The following is a 20774-nucleotide window of genomic DNA, read 5'->3' on the forward strand; positions in this document are numbered from 1 at the left end:
GCCTGTCACTGCTGCCCGGCGACCTCGACGAGCATTTATTGCAAAGTGTGTTGCTCGACAAACACTTGCGGCTCCATGCCTTCGCGGCTGACCAGGCGATTCAGTTCGACCATGGGCAGTCGCACGCTCAGCAGGCTGCGCCCCTCTTCATCATGCTCTTCACTCTGCACGGCACCCAGGGCAAAGAATTGCGCGCGCAAGCGGGCAAAACGCTGCTCCAGACACAGGGTACCGACAAACAGATCATCCCCCAGCAACTCGGCAACCGCCTGGCCAACCAGCTCCAGACCACGCCCATCGCGTGCCGATACCCAGACCCGTTCCGGCTTGCCATCGGCATTGCGCTGGATCTGTGGCTCGACATCTTCGAGCAAGTCGAGTTTGTTGTACACCTCGAGGATCGGCAACCCCTCGGCACCAATCTCGCCCAACACCGCCAGCACCTGCTCGATCTGCTCCATGCGCTCTGGCTCATGGGCGTCGATCACATGCAGCAACAGGTCGGAGTTGCTCGACTCTTCGAGCGTAGCCCGAAATGCCTCGACCAGCTTGTGCGGCAGGTGACGAATGAAGCCTACGGTGTCGGCCAGCACAATCGGCCCCAGGTCGTTGAGCTCGAGCCGGCGCAGGGTCGGGTCGAGTGTGGCGAACAGCTGGTCCGCGGCATACACCTCGGACTCGGTCAGGGCGTTGAACAGCGTGGACTTGCCGGCATTGGTATAACCCACCAGCGACACCGATGGGATATCCGCGCGCTTGCGCCCGCGCCGCGCCTGCTCGCGCTGACTGCGCACTTTCTCCAGGCGTGACTTGATCTGGCGTATACGCACCCGCAACAGGCGGCGGTCGGTTTCCAGCTGGGTTTCACCCGGACCGCGCAGGCCGATACCACCTTTTTGTCGCTCAAGGTGAGTCCAGCCGCGCACCAGCCGCGTGCTCATATGCTCCAGCTGGGCCAGTTCGACCTGCAGCTTGCCTTCATGGGTACGCGCCCGTTGGGCGAAGATATCGAGGATCAGCCCGGTTCGGTCCAGCACACGACACTCGAACACACGTTCGAGGTTGCGCTCCTGACTGGGCGTGAGGGTGTGATTGAAAATCACCAGATCTACCTGTTCGGCATGGACCAGGTCGTGTAACTCTTCGACCTTGCCACTGCCAATCAGGTATTTGGCGGAAGGCTGATGCCTTGTCACCGTGACCAGCGAGACGATGTCGGCCCCGGCCGACAATGCCAACTCCTGAAACTCCTGCGGGTCTTCTCGCGCCTCAGGGTTCTGACCTTCCAAGTGAACGAGCAATGCCCGCTCACCACCGCCGTGGCGCTCAAAGAACAATGCAGGCTCCTATCAGGCGTTGCCTGGCTCGCTGTCGCCGTGCTCGCTGTCGGACGGGCTTGGCAGGCGGACCGGACGGGCCGGAACTACGGTCGAGATGGCGTGCTTGTAGACCATCTGGCTGACGGTGTTCTTCAGCAATACCACGAACTGGTCGAACGATTCGATCGAGCCCTGCAGTTTGATACCGTTGACCAGGTAAATGGATACCGGGACCTTTTCTTTTCTCAAGGTGTTCAAGTAAGGGTCTTGTAGCGAATGCCCTTTTGACATATGCCGCACTCCTGTAAGGATAAATAATAGAAATTCAATAAAATCGATAAATTAGGCCGCCCCTTCGCAAGAATAGACGGCAATCAGCAGGGACTCAGCTCAATATGGAGATGGCCCCAAGGTATTTCAAGGTGCGGGACAGATTGTCGCAGGCCAGGCTGTCAAGCCAGTGCACTTCAGGCCAGCCACGCAACCAGGTGAACTGCCGCTTGGCCAGCTGCCGGGTAGCAATGATACCGCGTTCACGCATCTCATTCTCAGTCAGCTTGCCATCCAGGTAATCCCAGACTTGCCGATAACCCACTGCCCGTATAGACGGCAGCCCGGCGTGCAAGTCACTTCTGGCTCGCAGCGATCGGACCTCGTCAACGAAGCCCTGTTCCAGCATCTGCGAAAATCGTAACGCAATTCGCTGATGCAAAATGTGACGATCTGTAGGAGCAATCGCCAAACTGGCGACAGTATAGGGCAATTGTCCGCCAGCGCCTGCGTCTGCGCCGCGACTTTCCGCGAATTGACGCCGGCGATGAACTGTCATGCTCTCACCGCTCACCCGGTACACCTCCAACGCCCGGATCAGCCGCTGCGGGTCATTGGGGTGAATACGTGCCGCTGACTCTGGGTCAACCTCGGCCAACTGGCGGTGCAGCTCGGCCAGGCCCAGGGCTTCAGCCTGTGCCTCCAGCTCGGCGCGCACCGCCGCATCGGCCGCTGGCATGTCGGCCAAGCCATCGATCAACGCCTTGTAATAGAGCATGGTGCCACCGACCAGCAGCGGGATCTTGCCGCGCGCGGTGATCTCGGCCATGGCCTCCAGGGCGTCGGTACGGAACTGCGCGGCCGAATAGCTCTCGGCCGGGTCGCGAATGTCGATCAGCCGGTGCGGGTGGGCGGCGAGGATTTCTTTCGACGGTTTGGCCGAACCGATATCCATGCCACGGTAGACAAGTGCCGAATCGACGCTGATCAGTTCACACGGCAGCACTGTGGTCAGTTCGATGGCAAGGTCGGTCTTGCCGGCCGCCGTCGGGCCCATCAGGAATATTGCAGGGGGCTTGCCGCTCATTTCATCGACCGCGCAGGAAAAGTTTGTCCAGATCGTCCAGGCCCATCTGGGTCCAGGTAGGACGACCATGGTTGCACTGGCCGCTGCGCTCGGTGTTTTCCATATCGCGCAGCAGGGCGTTCATCTCGGGAATTGCCAGGCGCCGGTTGGCGCGCACGGCACCGTGACAGGCCATGGTACCGAGCAGTTCGTTGAGGTGCGCCTGAATGCGATCACTGGTGCCGTACTCCATAAGGTCGGCAAGCACGTCCTGCACCAGGCGATTGGCTTCGGCTTGCTTGAGCAAGGCCGGGATCTGGCGAATCGCCAAGGTCTCGGGGCCCAGGCGCTGCAATTCGAAGCCCAGGCGCTGGAACCACTGGGCATGCTCTTCGGCACAGTCGGCTTCACGCTGGCTAAGGGCAAGGGTTTCCGGCACCAGTAACGGCTGGCCGCTCAGACCCTCGCTGGCCATGGCTACCTTGAGGCGCTCGTACATTATCCGCTCGTGGGCGGCGTGCATGTCCACCAGCACCAGGCCAACAGCATTTTCGGCCAGGATGTAGATGCCCTTGAGCTGCGCCAGTGCGTAGCCTAGCGGGGGAATGTCGCCCTGGCTTTCGGGCAGGGCCGTCGCAGGCGCTGCACCGGTTTCCAGTGGCTTGTAGAACTCGCGATACACCGCCTGTGCCTCTGCGGCCGGCAGCGGCTGCGAGGGACGTGGGGTGTATTGATACTGGTAACCGGCGCCACTGCCGCCATTGGAAAACGACTGCTGTGGGGCTCGAGGCTGTTCAAGCACCGGCGAGGCCAGGCGCATTTCACCCTGGGGCCCGAACTCACCGGCCTGCTGGCCAGTGGGGCGAACCAGCTCAGGCACCGCCGCAGGTGCGGCCAGCTGGTCTTCCGGGCGCACGTCGGCCAAGGCACGGTGCAAGGTGCCATACAGGAAGTCGTGCACCGAGCGCCCTTCACGGAATCGCACTTCATGCTTGGTAGGATGCACGTTCACATCGACGCCGTTGGGCTCCAGCTCCAGGAACAGCACGAACGTGGGGTGGCGGCCGTTGAACAGCACGTCCCGGTAAGCCTGACGCACAGCATGGGCGACCAGTTTGTCGCGCACTGCCCGGCCATTGACGAAGAAGTACTGCAGGTCAGCCTGGCTGCGCGAGAACGTCGGCAAACCGACCCAGCCCCAAAGGCGCAGGCCGTTGCGCTCCACGTCGATCGGCAGCGCCTGCTCCATGAAGCCAGGGCCACAGATGGCACCCACCCTCCGCGCACGGGCGACTTCGTCGTGGGCCTCGTGCAGGCTAAGGATGCTCTTGCCGTTGTGGCGCAGGTGGAAGGCGACATCGAAACGGGCCAGCGCCAGCCGGCGGATCACTTCCTGCAAGTGATCGAATTCGGTTTTCTCGGCCTTGAGGAACTTGCGTCGGGCCGGGGTATTGAAGAACAAATCGCGCACTTCCACCGAAGTACCGACCGGGTGCGCCGCCGGCTGCACCCGCGGCGTCATGTCGCGACCTTCGGTTTCTACTTGCCAGGCCTCGCTGGCACTGGCGGTACGCGAGGTCAGGGTCAGGCGCGCCACCGAACTGATCGAGGCCAAAGCCTCGCCACGGAAACCCAGGCTCAATACCCCTTCAAGGTCTTCCAGCTCGCGGATCTTGCTGGTGGCGTGGCGGGCCAGGGCCAGCGGCAGGTCGTCGGCAGAAATGCCGCTGCCATCGTCCCGCACCTTCAGCAGTTTGACGCCGCCCTGCTCTACTTCCACATCGATGCGCCGGGCACCGGAGTCCAGGCTGTTTTCCAGCAGCTCCTTGGCTACAGATGCCGGGCGCTCCACAACCTCGCCGGCAGCAATCTGGTTGGCCAGCCGCGGGCTGAGCAGCTGAATTCGCGAACCGCCACTCATTATTGCGCGGCCAAGGTTGTGGCGGGCACGTCGAGGCGCTGACCAACCTTCAGCTCATCGGTCTTCAGCTTGTTGGTGCTGCGCAGGCTGGCCACACTGACCTGGTAACGCACGGCGAGCATCGCCAGGGTTTCGCCAGGGCGCACGGTGTGTTCACGCGGACCGGCGGCAATCTTGCCGGTGTCACGCAGCCAGGCGATATAGGTGCCAGGTGGCGGGTTCTGCTGGAAGTACTGGTGCACCCCGGTGCGGATCGACCTGGCCAGAGCCTGCTGGTGGCTGGATGAGGCCAGCTTGGCGGCTTCGTTGTTGTTCGAGATGAACCCGGTTTCAACGAGGATCGACGGGATGTCTGGCGACTTAAGCACCATGAAACCGGCCTGTTCAACGCGCTGCTTGTGCAACGAGGTGACGCGCCCCATGTTGCCCAATACCTTTTGCCCCACGTTGAGGCTGGAACTGAGCGTAGCTGTCATCGACAGATCAAGCAGCACACCAGCGAGCATGCGGTCCTTGTCGTCGAGGCTGACATTACCCGCACCACCGATCAAGTCGGAGCGGTTTTCCGTGTCGGCCAGCCAGCGCGCAGTCTCGGAGGTGGCGCCACGATCGGACAGGGCGAACACCGAGGCGCCAAAGGCTGCGCGCGACGGGGCCGCATCGGCGTGAATCGAAATGAACAGGTCGGCGCCTTTCTTGCGGGCGATTTCCGTACGCTTGCGCAGCGGGATGAAGTAATCGCCGGTGCGGGTCAGCTCAGCACGGAAACCTTTTTCGCTGTTGATCTGACGCTGCAGTTCTTTGGCGATTTGCAACACGATGTCTTTCTCGTGTTGGCCACGCGAGCCGGAAGCGCCAGGGTCTTCGCCGCCATGCCCGGCATCGATAGCAACCACGATGTCACGCTTGCCACTGGGTACCGGGGGCAGCTTGATCGCCGGCTGGGCCGGCGTCACTGGCACCGCCGGCGTGGTCGCAGGCGTTTGCACAGGTGCCCGTGCAGGCGGTGGCGCGCTGGCCGCGATAGCGTCAGCTTCCTGGTCATACAGATCGACCACCAAGCGGTTGCCGTACTGTGCATTGGGCGCCAAGGTGAAGCTTTTCGGGGTTACCGACTTTTTCAGGTCGATCACAACCCGAAGGTCGGTTGGCGTACGCTGGGCCGAACGCACATTGCTTATCGGCGTGTTGGAGGTAGCCACATTCAGTGGCGCGGCCAGTGTTGCGCCATTGATGTCGATGACCAGACGATCGGGTGCGCTCAGGGTGAAGACACTGTGCTGCACGGGGCCAGACAGGTCGAAAACCAGCCGCGTGTTGTCCGGTGCGCGCCACAGGCGCATGCTCTTGACTTGAGTGACGGCCAGAGCGTCAACGGTCACCGTTGTCAGCAGCAGCCCAACGATGGCGACCAGTGCGCGTATGCGCATACCTACCCCACTTACTGTTTATAGTGTTCGGCCAGTGCCACGCACCAGGCCTCGCCGCGAGCCCCCTGCGGCGAAAGGTTCAGCGAGCGTCCACTCGCTTGGGGGCTTATGGTAATGGTCAGGTCAGGCTTTGGCAAAACGCCCGCACCCTTTTGTGGCCATTCGAACAGGCACAGCGGGTCGCCTTCGAAATAGTCACGAATGCCCATGAACTCAAGCTCCTCCGGGTCGACCAGGCGATACAGGTCGAAGTGAAAGGCTCGGACCTCGCCGATTTCATAGGGTTCGACCACGGTGAATGTCGGGCTTTTCACAGCACCAGTATGGCCCAGACCGCGGATCAGGCCACGCGACAGGGTAGTTTTACCCGCACCCAGGTCGCCTTCAAGGAAAATCACGCCGCGACCACCGGTCACCTCGGCCAGTGCTGCACCGAATTTGACCGTGGCCTCTTCATCGGCCAGAAACAGATTTAAGCCAGACACGCAGAATGCTCCTCCAACAACTCACGAATGACCGGCGCCAGATCACTGGCCGCCAGGCCTCTACCTTTTATCCCAAGGCGCTCGCCGGCACAGGCGTGCAACCACACCCCCAGACAACCCGCGCCCCAGGCATCCAGGCCTTGGGCCACCAGTGCCGCCAACACGCCAGTCAGCACATCGCCCAGACCGGCGCCGGCCATCGCCGGGTGCCCGCGCTCGCACACAGCCAGTTGGCCGCTTGGGGCTGCCACCAGTGTGCCGGCACCTTTGAGTACACAGACGCTGTTATAACGGCGCGCCAGCTTGCGCGCGGCGCCAGGGCGGTCGGCCTGCACCGCCTCGGTGGAAATACCCAGCAGCCGCGCCGCCTCCCCCGGGTGCGGGGTAAGGATGCTGCCACTGGGCAGGGCCAGCGGGGTGCGCGCCAGCAAATTCAAGGCATCGGCATCCCACACTTGCGGCCGCTGGGCGTTGGCCACCGCCGACAACAGGCTGCAGCCCCACGCCGCCTGCCCCAGGCCGGGCCCGACCACCAGTACCGAGGCGCGCTCCAGCACGCCCATCAGCTGGTTGGCCGAACGGACACCCAGGCACATGACTTCGGGCAGGCGCGCCAGGCTGGCCGACACGTGCTCGGGCCGGGTTGCCACGCTGACCAGCCCGGCGCCGCAACGCAGGGCGGCTTCGGCGCTGAGCAATACAGCGCCACCGGTACCAAGGTCGCCACCGACCACCAGTACATGGCCAAAGTCGCCTTTGTGGGCATGCGCATGCCGTGCCGGCAGGCGGGCAACCGTCACGCTGCTGAGCAATTGAGGGGCATTACTGGGGTGTTTGGTCTGTGGCATGGGGTCAAAGGCTCCAATGTCTGGCAGAATTATACGCACCTGAGCCCGTATTGCCTTGCCCATCCATGTCCGCCTCCACACCTGACCTCGCCCAATTGGCCCAATCGATCAAGATGTGGGGCCAGGAACTCGGTTTTGCCCATGTTGGCATCGCCGGGGTCGACCTTGGCGAACACGAACACCACCTGCAGCGTTGGCTCGACGCCGGCTATCAGGGTGAGATGGAATACCTGGGCGCCCACGGCAGCAAAAGGTCACACCCCGACCAACTGATCCCCGGCACCGTACGCGTGGTCTCGCTACGTATGGACTACCTGCCCGGCGACACGCAGATGGCGCAGCGTCTGGCCCAGCCGGAGAAGGCCTACGTGTCGCGCTACGCGCTTGGCCGGGACTACCACAAGCTGGTGCGTAAGCGCGTGCAGTTCCTCGCCGACCGCATCCAGGAAGCTGTCGGCCCGTTCGGCTACCGCGCGTTTGTAGACAGCGCCCCGGTACTGGAAAAAGCCCTGGCCGAACAGGCCGGGCTGGGCTGGATCGGCAAGAACACGCTGTTGCTCAACCGCAAGGCGGGTAGCTATTTCTTTCTTGCCGAACTGTTCGTCGACCTGCCGCTACCGGTGGACGAAGCCACCACCAGCGAACACTGCGGGCGTTGCCAGGCCTGTCTGGACATCTGCCCGACACAGGCGTTTGTCGGGCCTTACGTGCTGGATGCGCGACGCTGCATCTCGTACCTGACCATCGAGCTGAGGGGCGCGATCCCTGTCGAGTTACGCGCAAAGATGGGCAACCGGGTGTTCGGTTGCGACGACTGTCAGATCGTCTGCCCGTGGAACCGCTTTACCAAGCACAGCCAGGAGCAGGATTTCCAGCCACGGCATGGGCTGGAAAATACGGACCTGGCGGCGATGTTCCTGTGGGACGAACGCACCTTCCTGCGCAAGACCGAGGGCGGGCCTTTGCGGCGGGCGGGGTACGAGCGTTTTTTGCGCAACCTGGCGGTAGGGTTGGGCAATGCGCCGTCGACGATTCCGGTGATCGAGGCGCTGAAGGCCAGGCGTGACGATGAATCGGAATTGGTGCGCGAGCATGTGGAGTGGGCGCTGGCCCGACACGGAGCTCAATAGCGACCAGCCTCAGAGCATGCGCCATCCTTGTGGGAGCGGGCGCGCCCGCGAAGCAGGCAACACAGGTAATGGCACCGGCTTCGCCGGTGTTCGCGGGCACGCCCGCTCCCACAAGGGCCATGTTGCGCTTGTAAATTGCGTCACTGCTGGTCGTTGTAGTGGAACTTGGGCATTTCCCAGTGGAAGCGGATTGCCAACAGGCGCACCAGGAAGCCGCCAAACAGTGTGAGCAACATCGCCTGTTCTGCCGGCACCTTGAAATACACGCAACCCAGATAAAACCAGGCTGCCGCAAACGACACGCTGGCATACAGCTCTCGGCGGAACACCAGCGGGATGTCGTTGCAGAAGATATCCCGCAGGATCCCGCCAAACACACCGGTGATCACCCCGCTGATCGACGCCACCAGCATGCCCTGCCCCATCTCCAGCGCCGTCATGCAGCCAATCAGGGTAAATGCCACCAGCCCCAGGGCATCGAGTACCAGGAACAGCGAGCGAAGGCGGCGCATCATTGGCGCAATGAAAATGGTCAGCAGCGCCGCAAGGCTGGTCAGCACCAGGTACTCAGGGTGCTTCACCCAGGTCAGCGGGTAGTGCCCGAGCAGCACATCACGCACCGAGCCGCCCCCAAGCGCAGTAACGCAGGCGATCAGCACCACGCCAAACCAGTCCATGCCGCGACGCCCGGCAGACAGCGCGCCAGTCATGGCTTCGGCGGTAATGGCGATAAGGTAGAGCATCAGCAACATGGTGCGGGTCCGTGCAGGAAAGGCGCGCAGTCTAACCAGTTGCCCAAGGCACCAAAAGGGGGCGCAGATACAATATCTGCGCCGTTTTGAATCACAACTTGATGAAGTGCTCGCGATAGTGACGCAATTCGGCGATCGATTCGCGGATATCGTCAAGCGCCAGGTGGGTATTGCCCTTCTTGAAGCTGTCACGCACGTTCGGCGCCCAGCGCGCGGCCAGTTCCTTCAGCGTAGAGACATCCAGGTTGCGGTAGTGGAAGTAGTTTTCCAGATTGCGCATGTGACGGTAGAGGAAACGACGATCCTGGCAAATGCTGTTGCCGCAGATCGGCGACTTGCCTTTAGGCACCCACTGCTCAAGGAAGGCGATGGTCTGTGCCTCGGCTTCGGCCATGCTGATCTTGCTCTCGCGCACGCGCTGGGTCAGCCCCGAAGCACCATGGGTACGGGTATTCCACTCGTCCATGCGCGCCAGCACTTCGTCACTGTGGTGGATGGCGATCACCGGCCCTTCGGCCAAGGTGTTCAGCTCGCTGTCAGTGACGATGGTGGCCATTTCGATGATGACATCGCTGTCCGGATCCAGGCCGGTCATTTCCAGGTCGATCCAGATCAGGTTCTGTGGGTTTTGCATGCAGGGGCTCCTCATATAGGCGATCATATTAGCCTAGTGGCCAAGGCACGCCCATTCACGGCATAAAGCTGGGCGGAATAGTCCAGCGGCTGGCGTGCTAAACTGCGTGCCGTTTTCAATGCCCACGCCGGGCCTCTCTTACGGTACCTTCATGGCCAAACGCCAGCTCAATCGCCGCCAAAACTGGCGGATCGAAAAAATCCAGGGTGAGCGCGCCGCTCGCGCGGCCAAACGCGAGCAGCATGCACTGCAGGAACTGGAGGGTGGCGACCTGGGGCCGGAGCAACTTGGCCTGGTGATCGCACACTTCGGCGTACAGGTAGAAGTGGAAGCCCAGGACGGCGACACCGCGGGCCAGGTGTTCCGCTGTCACTTGCGTGCCAACCTGCCAGCACTGGTCACCGGCGACCGCGTGGTATGGCGTGCGGGCAACCAGGGCATTGGCGTGATCGTGGCACAGATGCCACGCAGCACCGAATTGTGCCGGCCGAACAACCATGGCCAGCTCAAGCCCGTGGCTGCCAACGTCGACCTGATCGTGATCGTGTTCGCCCCGGCGCCGGAACCACACCCGAACCTGATCGACCGCTATCTGGTAGCGGCCGAGCACGCCGGCCTGCGTCCGCTGCTGCTGCTGAACAAGGCCGACCTGATCAACGACGAGAACGGCCCCGGCCTGCATGCGCTGCTGGAGGTCTACCGCGAGCTGGGTTACCCGCTGCTGGAAGTATCGGCACATCAGGGCGACGGCATGCAGCGCCTGCAGCAGCTCCTTGACGGCCACATCAGTGTGTTCGTCGGCCAGTCAGGGGTAGGCAAGTCGTCGCTGGTCAACAGCCTGCTGCCGGACGCCGGCACCCGTGTCGGAGACCTGTCGGAATGGTCTGGCCAGGGTACTCACACCACCACCACGGCGCGGCTGTACCACTTCCCCAACGGCGGCGACCTGATCGACTCGCCGGGCATTCGCGAGTTCGGCCTTGGCCATGTCAGCCGCGACGACGTGGAAGATGGCTTCATCGAGTTTCGCGACTTGTTCGGCACCTGCCGCTTCCGCGACTGCAAGCATGACCGCGAACCGGGCTGCGCGCTGCTCAAGGCACTGGAAGAGGGGCGCATCAAGCCGCAGCGCATGAACAGCTATCGCTCGATCATCGCCAGCCTGACTTGAAACAGCTACTCTCGCCGTGGCATTTGCGCTGCCGGTGAGATCGAGCGCCGCCCGCGCGGCGCATCGCGAGCTGCGCTCGCTCCTACGTTTGTTTCGGGCCAATCATTCCTGTGGGATTTGTGCGCGAATGCCTTGGCGCATGTCTCGATATCGCGTGGCACGAACAGGCGGTCGCGCGCGCCTGCACTGGCGTTACTGGCCCGAAACAAACGTAGGAGCGAGCGCAGCTCGCGATGCGCCGCGCGGGCGGCGCTCGATCTCACCGGCGCTTCAACCTTTCCGCCAACCCCCTGTCAGCCCTGATGCCGCCAGGACCTACTGCTCCTTGGCGTCATCCATCTTAAGCGTACCCTCTTCGAAGATGTTCAGCTTCTGGCGCAGTTCACGCGGCTGCATCGGCGCCTGTTCGCTCTGCGCAGCCGGTGCCGAAGCCCCTGGCGCCGCGTCACCGGCTGGCGGTGCAGCGGGCTCGGCGGCCGGAGCTTGTGGCGTACCCTGCTCACCCTCGATATTGCGCTGGGCTTTCTTGGTCAGCACGATGATGTCGATGCGCCGATTGACCGGGTTGAACGGGTCCTTGCGGTCGAACAGCGATGACGAGGCGTAACCCACCACCCGCGCCACCTGGCTGTCCGGGTAACCACCCGCCACCAGAGCACGACGTGCGGCGTTGGCGCGGTTGGCCGACAGCTCCCAGTTACCGTACTCACCGGTGCCAGCATACGGCTTGGCATCGGTGTGGCCGCTGATGCTGATCTTGTTAGGCACCGCCTTGATGGTATCGGCCATGGCCAGCAGGATATCTTCGAAGTATGGCTGCAGGCGCGCGCTACCAATATCGAACATCGGCCGGTTCTCGGCATCCATGATCTGGATGCGCAGGCCGTCCTGGGTGATCTCGAACAGGATCTGGTCCTTGAACTTCTGCAACTGTGGATTCTCTTCCACCTTGTTCTGCAGTTCCTGCAGCAACAGCTCCAGACGCTCACGCTCCACCTGCTCGGCCATGGTCTCGACCTGGTCCTTGCTTAGCTGTGTGGTGGACTCCTGCGTCGGTTCGGCCTTCACTTCCGGGTTGATGGTCTTCTCCGGCGCCAGCTCAGGCGAACCGCCCAGGTCGATGACGTAGGGCGTGCCGCTTTCCGAGAAACCGATCGGGTCCTTGAAGTAGCCGGCAATGGCGATCTTCTGCTCTGGCGTGGCCGTGGACAACAGCCACAGCACCAGGAAGAACGCCATCATCGCCGTGGCGAAGTCGGCAAAGGCGATTTTCCAGGCGCCACCATGGTGGCCGCCGCCAAAGCGCTTTACGCGCTTGACGATGATGGGCTGATTGTTCTCCATGACTCAGCGACCGCGAACCGCTTGTTCCAGTTCGGCGAAGCTTGGGCGATGCTTGGGATACAGCACCTTGCGCCCGAACTCGACTGCAAGCGAAGGTGGCATGCCCGAGGCGGAGGCGACCAGCGAGGCCTTGATTGATTCGTAGAGGTTCAGCTCTTCCTTGGCATCGTGTTCCAGGCACTTGGCCAAAGGACCGAAGAAACCGTAAGCCGCCAGAATACCGAAGAAGGTACCCACCAGCGCCGCACCTACGTGCATGCCGATGGCGGCCTGGTCGCCATCGCCCAGCGAGGCCATGGTCACCACGATACCCAGTACCGCCGCAACGATACCGAAGCCGGGCATACCGTCGGCAATGCCGGTCACCGCATGGGACGGGTGCTCCAGCTCTTCTTTCATGCTCAGCAGTTCCATGTCGAACAGGCCCTCGAGCTCGTGCGGGGCCATGTTGCCGGTGGACATGATGCGCAGGTAGTCACAGACGAACGCAGTCATGCGCTCATCGGCCAGTACCGTCGGGTACTTGGCGAAGATCGGGCTGGCAGCGGCGTCCTCGATGTCGGCCTCGATGGCCATCATGCCTTCGCGACGGCTCTTGTTGAGGATTTCGTAAACAAGGCCCAACACCTCCAGGTAGAAGGCATGGCTGAAGCGCGAGCCGAACATCTTCATCGACTTCTTGATGACATGCATGGTCATGTGGCCAGGGTTGGCCTGCAGGAATGCACCAAAGGCCGCACCGCCGATGATCAGTACTTCGAACGGCTGGATAAGGGCTGCGATCTTGCCGTGGGAGAGTACGTAGCCGCCGAGCACGCTCGCGAATACGACGATGATGCCGATAATTTTAGCCATAGGTTCAAAGCACTTGCTGTCGTGGTCAGGGGAAGAGACGGGAGCTTTAAAACTCTTCTTCTACTTATCGGCAGAACTGCGCCAGACTATAGCCACTCAATGCGAAAAGCCAGTTCGGACTGATGTCAAAATGCCAATTGAAACCAAGGTGCCCACTCAGGCCCCGCGTACGCTAGAGGCCTGGGTAAAGCTGCTCGAGAGTGTTCGCATCCCCGTGCCGAAGCACAGTTACGACCGGGTCATGGCTGCCATCCACGATAGCCGCCGCTCGCTGCGCGATATCGCCGAACTGATGCAAGATAGCCCGGCGCTGGTGCTGTCAGTGATGCGCGAAGCCAATCACCCCACCAATGCCAGCCTCGCCGAGCCCGCCGAGAGCCTGGAAGTCGCCCTCAACCGCCTGGGCCTGGAGCGCAGCGAGCAGCTTCTCAAACGCTTGCCGACACTGCCCGTGGAGGAGATTCCGCCGGTACTGTGCCAGTTCCAGATGATCAGCCAGCATGCGGCACAGCAGGCCAGCGGCCTGTTCGCCAGCCGCCTGGCACGGCTGTGGCAAGAGATTCACTGGGGCAGCCTGCTGTTCCTGTCGCCACTCTGGCCACTGGCACTGGCCTACCCCAAGCTGCTCGACGCCTGGGAACTGCGGGTTATCCACAAAGGTGAAGACGCCGCCCACGTCGAGGAAGAACTGTTTGGCGTGCGCATCATGGCGCTGTGCCAGACCATAGCCGAGTATTGGCGCCTGCCCCAGTGGGTCACCCAGGGTTATCGCCTGCTGCTGGAAGAGCGCGAGCAACTGGCCAAGGTGCTGAACATTGCCCGCGACGAAGACCTGCTCAGCCAACAGCACCGCCTGGACGCCGAGCCCGGCTTGCGACGCTGGTTCAACCAGCCGGCCAATACCGTGCTGCTGGCCAACAACCTGGCCCTGGCGGCACAGGTCGGCTGGGATAACCCGCACCTGCTGCGCTGGCAACTGCTGACCGCGCTGTACCTGCAAACCTCGCTGGAAGACGTGCAGCAGCAAGTGCACCAGCAGGCGGCCGCCAGTGCCCGCCGCCATGCCCGACATGCCCTGTTCCACCCGGCCGAGGCTTTGATCTGGCCATGGCACCAACGCCGGCCTCACCCGGATATGCTGGCCCCACCCCCGCCCAGCAACGACGATCTGGCACGCTGGCGCACGCTGTGCCAGCACCTGCTGGCCCAACCCAGCCCGTTCACCAACGCCGTGCACCTGGCCACCCAGGCACAAGAGGCCCTGCTGGCCTGCGGCATGCAACGCATCATGCTGCTTAGCCTGGACAAGGCCAGTGACTGCCTGCGCGTGCAGCAAATTGCCGGCCTGCCCAAGGAGGCCGGGGCTTTGGCCCTGCAGGTATCGCAGAACAAGCTGCTGCAAAAGCTGCTGAGTCAGGCCGGACAACTGCGCATCACACCGGAAAACCACAGCCAGTTCTCGGCGCTGCTGCCCGCCCCGCTGCGCGCTTTGTTTCGCAGCGAGCATGTTCTACTTCGCTCGCTGGCTGCAAACGACCAGGTGCTGATGCTGCTGGTGGCCGACCAGGGCTGCCGGCCGATGGCCGATATCAGCGTGCAAGCCTTCGGCAAGACCGCGCAATGCATCGAGCGGGCCTTGTCGGTGTTTACCAACCGCAAGGGTTGAGCCTTGCGCTACAATCGCCTCTCTTTCCACACTGGAGACCGTGGATGACCGACTTTTCCGGCCTGCCCTTGGTGATCGAAGCTGCAGACCTGCTGCCACGCCTGGATTCGCCGCAACTGATCCTGGTCGACCTGAGCAGCGCCAACCGCTATGTCAGCGGGCATATTCCCGGCGCGCACTTTGTCGAAGGCAAGCGCACCCAGCTCGGCCAGCCCCCGGCGCCCGGCCTGCTACCGGCCCTGGGCGAGCTGGAGAAACTGTTCAGCGAACTCGGCCACCGCGCCGATGCCGTGTATGTGGTGTACGACGATGAAGGCGGTGGCTGGGCCGGGCGCTTCATCTGGCTGCTCGATGTCATCGGCCACAAGCGCTACCACTACCTCAATGGCGGTATCCAGGCCTGGCCGGCAGACAAGCTGTCCACCGACGTGCCTGCCAGTGGCAACGCCCCGGTCCGTCTGCACATCGACAGCGCACCCACCGCCACCCGCGAGTACCTGCAAAGCCGTCTGGGCGCCGATGACCTGGTCATCTGGGATGCGCGCGGCCCGCAGGAATTCAGCGGCGAAAAAGTGCTGGCAGCCAAAGGCGGCCACATCCCCGGCGCGATCAACTTCGAGTGGACCGCCGGCATGGATTTCAACGACCACCTGCGCATCCGTCAGGACATCGCTGAAGTCCTGGAGAAGCTGGGCATCACCCCCGACAAGGAAGTGATCACCCACTGCCAGACCCACCGCCGCTCCGGTTTCACTTACCTGGTGGCCAAGTCCCTCGGCTACCCACGCGTCAAGGCCTACGCCGGCTCGTGGGGCGAATGGGGCAACCACCCGGACACGCCTGTAGAAGTCTAAGGAACCCCCATGAAATCCCGTCTGTTCATCATCAGCCAGTACCTGCTGCCGCACCACCTGCTGTCGCGGCTGGCCGGCTGCATCGCCGAGTGCCGCGTGCGCTGGTTCAAGAACGCCTTCACCGCATGGTTCGCCAAGCGCTACCAGGTGAACATGAGCGAGGCTCTGGTCGAAGACCTGAGCGCTTACGAGCACTTCAATGCGTTCTTCACCCGCGCCCTGAAGCCAGGCGCCCGCCCACTGGACGAAACCCCAGGCGCCATCCTGTGCCCGGCCGACGGCGCGGTCAGCCAGCTCGGCCCGATCGAGCACGGCCGTATCTTCCAGGCCAAAGGGCACGGATTCAGTGCGCAAGAGCTGCTGGGCGGTGACCCGGCCATGGCCGCGCCGTTCATGGGCGGCGAGTTTGCCACCATCTACCTGTCGCCCAAGGACTACCACCGCGTGCACATGCCGCTGGCCGGCACCCTGCGCGAAATGGTCTACGTGCCGGGCCGTCTGTTCTCGGTCAACCAGACCACCGCAGAAAATGTCCCCGAGCTGTTCGCCCGCAACGAGCGCGTGGTCTGCCTGTTCGATACAGAGCGTGGACCAATGGCCGTGGTACTGGTCGGCGCTATGATCGTCGCCTCGATCGAAACGGTATGGGCTGGGCTGGTCACGCCGCCCAAGCGTGAGCTGAAGACCTTCCGTTACGACGAAGCCAGCCGCGGCCCGATCCACCTGGAAAAAGGTGCCGAACTGGGCCGCTTCAAGCTGGGTTCGACCGCCATCGTGCTGTTCGGGCCGGAGCAGGTGAAATGGGCTGAGAGCCTGGGTGCTGGCTCCGCAGTGCGCATGGGGCAACAGTTGGCGGCGCCTGTGCAGGCTTGATTACGGTTTTTGCATTGGGGTGCATGTCGGGGTTTATTTTGCGCCTGTAAGATCGAGCGCCGCCCGCGCGGCGCATCGCGAGCTACGCTCGCTCCTACGTTTGTTTCGGGCCAATCAGTCCTGAGAGATTTGCGCGCGAACGTTATGGCGCACGACGCGATATCGTGTTGCGCGAACCAGGCGGTCGCGCGCGCCTGTCACAGGCGTCACTGGCCCGAAACAAACGTAGGAGCGAGCGTAGCTCGCGATGCGCCGCGCGGGCGGCGCTCGATTTCACAGGCACAGAAGATTCGACGACAACCTAGCCACGGGCGTCGCGGTCACGCAGGCCCAGCAGATACAGCACCCCATCCAGCCCCAAGGTGGAAATCGCCTGCTTGGCCGACTGGCGCACCAGTGGCTTGGCACGGAACGCCACGCCCAGCCCGGCCAGCGACAGCATCGGCAGGTCATTGGCGCCATCACCTACGGCGATGGTCTGCTCCAGTTGCAAGCCTTCTTCACTGGCCAGCTTCTTCAACAATTCAGCCTTGCGCTGGGCATCGACAATCGGCTCAACAGCCACGCCGGTCACCTTGCCATCGACCACTTCAAGCTCATTGGCGAACACATAGTCGATACCCAGGCGCGCCTGCACCTGACGGGCAAAGTAGGTAAAGCCACCGGACAGAATCGCGGTCTTGTATCCCAGGCGCTTGAGCTCAGCAAACAGGTTCTCGGCACCCTCGGTCAGGCGTAGCGATGCCCCGATCTCGTCCAGCACCCCCACGTCCAGGCCCTTGAGCAAAGCCATGCGCTCTTTGAAGCTGGCGCGGAAGTCCAGCTCACCGCGCATGGCGCGCTCGGTGATCGCCGCGACCTGCTCCCCTACCCCCGCCGCCTTGGCCAGCTCGTCGATGACTTCGGCCTCGATCAGCGTGGAGTCCATGTCGAACACCGCCAGCCGGCGGTTGCGGCGGAACAGATCGTCCTTCTGGAAGGCGATGTCGACGCTCAGTTCTTCAGCCAGGGCAAAGAAGTCCGCACGCAGGGCCTGGGCATCGCTCGGCACGCCGCGCACGGAGATCTCGACGGCTGCCTTGCCCTTGTCGAATTCGGCATCCAGTGCCACCCGGGCCGAGAGGCGCTCCATGCGCTCGATGGTCAGGCCGTACTGGCTGATCACCGCACTCACCCGCTGCAGCTGCTCGGGAGTGATCTTGCGGCTGAGCAGGGTAACGATGTGGCGCGCTTCGCCATGCCCATCGGCCCAGTGCTGGTAGTCCGCCTCGGAAATCGGCGTGTAACGGGCCTGCAGGTTCAGTTCGTGGGCTTTTGCCTGCACGCCTTGCAGCAGTGCGGTAGCCACTTCGTTGTCCGGGATGTCGACCAGGATGCCAAACGACAAGGTGCCGTGCATGACCGCCAGGCCGATGTCGAGGATACTCACACCGCCCTGCAGCAGGACGCCGGTGATAGCCGCAGTGAGACCGGGACGGTCCTCACCGGTGATGTTGATCAGGACGATTTCGCGCACAACCTGGCTCCGACTTCGATGAAAAATGCGCATTCTACCGATTTTCCATGACCATCGGGCGCCAACGATACTTTGCCGACAAAACCCGGCTCGCTATACTCCCCCCACTTTCATGCCATTAAGAGCCGAGCTCTGTGAACCGGCCCACGCCAGTCAAACCAGACAATTTCTTCCTGATGATCTATCGCGCCTTGAGTCAACGTCGCGTGCCGCTGGCACTGCGCATCGCCTGCACCAACATTTTCCTGGTGGCGCTGGCGCTGGTGATCTACGCCTGCGTGATGGGCCTGCAGTTCAAGCAGGCCATGCATGAGCAGGCCGATGCCCTGGGCCAAAGCCTGACCACCCAGACCGCCACATCGGCAACCGAGCTGCTGGTGTCCAACGACATCCTCAGCCTCAACGTGCTACTGGGCAACCTGGTGAAAAACCCGCTGGTGGCCCATGCGGCAATCTTCAGCGTCGATAACCGCATCCTCGCCGAAGCCGGCCAGCGCCCGCGCAACAGCCTGCTGGGTGAGGCCGAAGGCCTGTACCAGACCAAGATCACGTTCCAGGACGTGACGGCCGGGCAACTGCGCATCAGCCTGGACATGAGCCAGTTCCAGCAGCCGATGCTGATCAGCCTGCAGAGCATGGGCATTCTGGCCGCCATCCTGCTGGCCCTGGCCTTGGCCCTCAGCTTGCGTCAGGGCCGCTTTATCACCCTGCCACTGCTGCAGTTGCGGGTATGGCTGCGCGACCCGCAGCCGTATACCCCGGCGACCGACCGCCAGGACGAGATCGGCGACATCGCCCGCCAGCTGCATGCACGCCTGGCCCCGCCTCCGCCACCAGAGCCGGAGCCCGAGGAAGATGACGAGCCGTTCGACGACCTGCACGCAGCTGCCCCGGCACCCAAAGCCGTACCGCGCGCCAAGGTTGCCCTGGAAGACGAAGATGACGACGCAGCCTTCGCCGGCCTGCTGGACGATGACACTACAGCCAAAGCCCACGCAGAGGTCGAGTCCGACGAGCCCCAGTACAGCGCCGTACTTGCCGTGCAGCTGGGCTCGCAGGAGCAACTGCGCCGCCTGCCACGTACACGCCTGGACGAGCTGACCAAGCGCTACCGCGATTGCCTGGAGCACGCGGCCTCGCTCTACGACGGTGAAACCCACACGCTGAACGACGGCAGCACCCTGGTGCTGTTCCACAGCCGCGAGTGTGGCGAGGACTACCTGACCAACGCCATTTGCTGTGGCGAACTATTGCGTGCCCTGGGCCACGCCCTGCAGATCGAGGTGGCTGATAGCGGCATCACCCTGCAACTGCAGCTAGGCCTGGTATTGGGCAACGACCTGCATGGGCTGGAGCTGGTTGACCTGCTGATTGCCGAGAAAGTCCAGGATGCCCTGGCGCTGTCGCAGCACAGCCGCAACCTGTTGCTGGTAGAACGACAGATCAACGATGACGCCCTGATTCGCCAGCGTGCGCGTATTCGCCCGATCGCCAGCCCCGAAGGCGCGTGCTGTGTGGAGCGGCTCATGGAGCCCTACCCGTCAATGCTGGAAAGGCAACTGGCGCGCATGCATGAGCACCGTGCCTGACAGGTATACGCGACATCTACAGCGTATGTCTTAAGTCAGGCTGGTTGCTTTGACTGGCGCAAAATCCAACCGTTAGCGCTCCCCCCGTAGGAGCGGGTTCACCCTCGAACACCGGCGCAACCGGTGCCATGCAACGCGTCGCCTGCTTCGCGGGTAAACCCGCTCCCACAAAGACCGCGCCGAGCTTCAGACGGAACAGCAGATACAAAAAAGCCCGCAGCGAATGCGGGCTTTTTTGTATCTGCCAGTTTGATCAGAACCGATAAACTTCCATATCGGTGCGAATCGGCGAGGCCATCGGGATTTTGGGTTTCTCTGGCCCCTTCTTCACCTGCGTCGGTGCAGCGGGTTTTTTCGGTGCTTCTTCGGCAATCGCCGGCTGGTTGGCCAGCGGCTTCACCGCTGTGCTCAGCTGTTCGGCCAGCTTTTGCAGCAGTTGGCCCTGAGCCTGCACCTGCGACGACTCACTGCCCTCGTGCTGCTGCTCGAGGTGAATGATACGGTTGTCACGCACATGGCCACGGCGGTCCAGCAGACGCCACTGGGCATCCAGAATGGCCGGCTGGTTCCTGCCCGAGTCCAGGCGTGTGATCGACAACAGCACTTGCACGTCCGGGCTGAAGCCTGCAGTCGCCGGGGCCAGCACTACGCGCTGGCTGTCCAGACGCCAGGCCAGTTGACGCACCAGCAACTGGTCGATATCCGATGAAAGGCTGCCAGCCCAGCGACCGTCGGTCGCCGCGCTCAGGCTGCCATCAGCTTGACGCTGCAGGAATGTCTCACGCTGAAGGTAATCGGCCACCGATACAGGGCCGAGTACCACGGCCATGCCCGCACTCTGCGACGGCTGGCCAGGATCACCACTGTCGAGCTGATACAGGGCAACCGGCTGATGCATGGTGCACCCGCCAAGGCCCAGCAGGCCAGTCATCAACAGCGCAAATGGAAGGCGCAGAAATTTCATCATCCCATCCAGGCGGCTGCCACAAGGCACACCGCAGTGATACATGTATATTCAAACGGGCACACGGCCACGCCGGCTCCGCAAGGG

At 62.8% G+C, this 20774-nt stretch carries 19 protein-coding genes; 6 read left to right on the forward strand and 13 right to left on the reverse strand.

Features of this window, described 5'->3' with window-relative positions; all coding sequences use genetic code 11:
- Positions 1-35 precede the first annotated feature (35 nt).
- The 7 genes from hflX to ACE4QZ_RS25180 form a co-directional block, all read right to left on the reverse strand.
- Positions 36-1337 (reverse strand): ribosome rescue GTPase HflX, encoded by a 1302-nt coding sequence (gene hflX, locus ACE4QZ_RS25150; RefSeq protein WP_012274456.1) that lies wholly within the window; start codon positions 1335-1337, stop codon positions 36-38.
- Positions 1338-1349: 12 nt separating this feature from the next.
- Entirely contained in the window at positions 1350-1610 is a 261-nt protein-coding gene (hfq, locus tag ACE4QZ_RS25155; protein ID WP_003258160.1) for an RNA chaperone Hfq, read from the reverse strand.
- A gap of 94 nt (positions 1611-1704) precedes the next feature.
- The gene (gene miaA / locus ACE4QZ_RS25160) at positions 1705-2676 is read right to left on the reverse strand and encodes a tRNA (adenosine(37)-N6)-dimethylallyltransferase MiaA (protein ID WP_021783876.1); all 972 of its coding nucleotides are present in this window, start codon (positions 2674-2676) and stop codon (positions 1705-1707) included.
- Between the two features lies 1 nt (position 2677).
- Positions 2678-4576, reverse strand: a complete 1899-nt coding sequence (gene mutL / locus ACE4QZ_RS25165; RefSeq protein ID WP_021783875.1) for a DNA mismatch repair endonuclease MutL — start codon at positions 4574-4576, stop codon at positions 2678-2680.
- Entirely contained in the window at positions 4576-6006 is a 1431-nt protein-coding gene (locus ACE4QZ_RS25170) for an N-acetylmuramoyl-L-alanine amidase (protein ID WP_021783874.1), read from the reverse strand. The genes mutL and ACE4QZ_RS25170 overlap by 1 nt, the downstream gene beginning before the upstream one ends.
- Before the next feature lie 11 nt (positions 6007-6017).
- Positions 6018-6491 carry a tRNA (adenosine(37)-N6)-threonylcarbamoyltransferase complex ATPase subunit type 1 TsaE gene (gene tsaE / locus ACE4QZ_RS25175; protein WP_003249523.1) on the reverse strand — a complete coding sequence of 158 codons (474 nt, stop codon included), beginning with the start codon at positions 6489-6491 and terminating at the stop codon, positions 6018-6020.
- The gene (locus ACE4QZ_RS25180) at positions 6479-7339 is read right to left on the reverse strand and encodes an NAD(P)H-hydrate dehydratase (RefSeq protein ID WP_028698113.1); all 861 of its coding nucleotides are present in this window, start codon (positions 7337-7339) and stop codon (positions 6479-6481) included. The genes tsaE and ACE4QZ_RS25180 overlap by 13 nt, the downstream gene beginning before the upstream one ends.
- Positions 7340-7404: 65 nt before the next feature.
- On the opposite strand from ACE4QZ_RS25180, the gene queG reads away from it, so the two are divergent.
- Entirely contained in the window at positions 7405-8469 is a 1065-nt protein-coding gene (queG, locus tag ACE4QZ_RS25185; protein ID WP_028698114.1) for a tRNA epoxyqueuosine(34) reductase QueG, read from the forward strand.
- Between the two features lie 140 nt (positions 8470-8609).
- On the opposite strand, the gene ACE4QZ_RS25190 is transcribed toward queG, so the two are convergent.
- Together ACE4QZ_RS25190 and orn are read right to left on the reverse strand one after the other, a co-directional pair.
- Positions 8610-9221: a trimeric intracellular cation channel family protein gene (locus ACE4QZ_RS25190; RefSeq protein ID WP_021783871.1), complete on the reverse strand. Its 612-nt coding sequence runs from the start codon at positions 9219-9221 to the stop codon at positions 8610-8612.
- Between the two features lie 91 nt (positions 9222-9312).
- Positions 9313-9855, reverse strand: coding sequence for an oligoribonuclease (gene orn / locus ACE4QZ_RS25195; RefSeq protein ID WP_021783870.1), 543 nt, complete (start codon positions 9853-9855; stop codon positions 9313-9315).
- Positions 9856-10006: 151 nt separating this feature from the next.
- Between orn and rsgA the strand changes: the two genes are divergently transcribed.
- Positions 10007-11026: a small ribosomal subunit biogenesis GTPase RsgA gene (rsgA, locus tag ACE4QZ_RS25200; RefSeq protein WP_031322455.1), complete on the forward strand. Its 1020-nt coding sequence runs from the start codon at positions 10007-10009 to the stop codon at positions 11024-11026.
- A gap of 315 nt (positions 11027-11341) precedes the next feature.
- Here the strand turns inward: rsgA and motB are convergent, their stop codons facing one another.
- A complete protein-coding gene (gene motB / locus ACE4QZ_RS25205; protein WP_021783869.1) occupies positions 11342-12370 on the reverse strand; it encodes a flagellar motor protein MotB in 1029 nt (342 codons plus the stop codon).
- Positions 12371-12373: 3 nt separating this feature from the next.
- Positions 12374-13225, reverse strand: a complete 852-nt coding sequence (gene motA / locus ACE4QZ_RS25210) for a flagellar motor stator protein MotA (protein WP_003249507.1) — start codon at positions 13223-13225, stop codon at positions 12374-12376.
- A gap of 130 nt (positions 13226-13355) precedes the next feature.
- On the opposite strand from motA, the gene ACE4QZ_RS25215 reads away from it, so the two are divergent.
- From ACE4QZ_RS25215 to asd, 3 genes are read left to right on the forward strand one after another with little or no spacing between them, the layout of a single operon-like run.
- Positions 13356-14891, forward strand: coding sequence for an HDOD domain-containing protein (locus tag ACE4QZ_RS25215; protein ID WP_021783868.1), 1536 nt, complete (start codon positions 13356-13358; stop codon positions 14889-14891).
- 44 nt (positions 14892-14935) lie between these two features.
- On the forward strand, positions 14936-15745 hold the full coding sequence (locus ACE4QZ_RS25220; RefSeq protein WP_021783867.1) for a rhodanese-like domain-containing protein: 810 nt from the start codon (positions 14936-14938) through the stop codon (positions 15743-15745).
- A 9-nt stretch (positions 15746-15754) separates the two neighbouring features.
- A complete protein-coding gene (gene asd, locus ACE4QZ_RS25225) occupies positions 15755-16618 on the forward strand; it encodes an archaetidylserine decarboxylase (protein ID WP_101196350.1) in 864 nt (287 codons plus the stop codon).
- A 301-nt stretch (positions 16619-16919) separates the two neighbouring features.
- Here asd and serB read toward each other — a convergent pair whose 3' ends face one another.
- Entirely contained in the window at positions 16920-18134 is a 1215-nt protein-coding gene (gene serB / locus ACE4QZ_RS25230; RefSeq protein ID WP_053870517.1) for a phosphoserine phosphatase SerB, read from the reverse strand.
- A 134-nt stretch (positions 18135-18268) separates the two neighbouring features.
- On the opposite strand from serB, the gene ACE4QZ_RS25235 reads away from it, so the two are divergent.
- A complete protein-coding gene (locus tag ACE4QZ_RS25235) occupies positions 18269-19723 on the forward strand; it encodes a hypothetical protein (RefSeq protein WP_021783864.1) in 1455 nt (484 codons plus the stop codon).
- A 253-nt stretch (positions 19724-19976) separates the two neighbouring features.
- Here ACE4QZ_RS25235 and ACE4QZ_RS25240 read toward each other — a convergent pair whose 3' ends face one another.
- The gene (locus ACE4QZ_RS25240) at positions 19977-20687 is read right to left on the reverse strand and encodes a membrane integrity-associated transporter subunit PqiC (protein ID WP_021783863.1); all 711 of its coding nucleotides are present in this window, start codon (positions 20685-20687) and stop codon (positions 19977-19979) included.
- Positions 20688-20774: the final 87 nt, after the last annotated feature.

The organism is Pseudomonas sp. DCA-1, from assembly GCF_046523955.1.
Taxonomy (GTDB): Bacteria; Pseudomonadota; Gammaproteobacteria; order Pseudomonadales; family Pseudomonadaceae; genus Aquipseudomonas; species Aquipseudomonas putida_Y.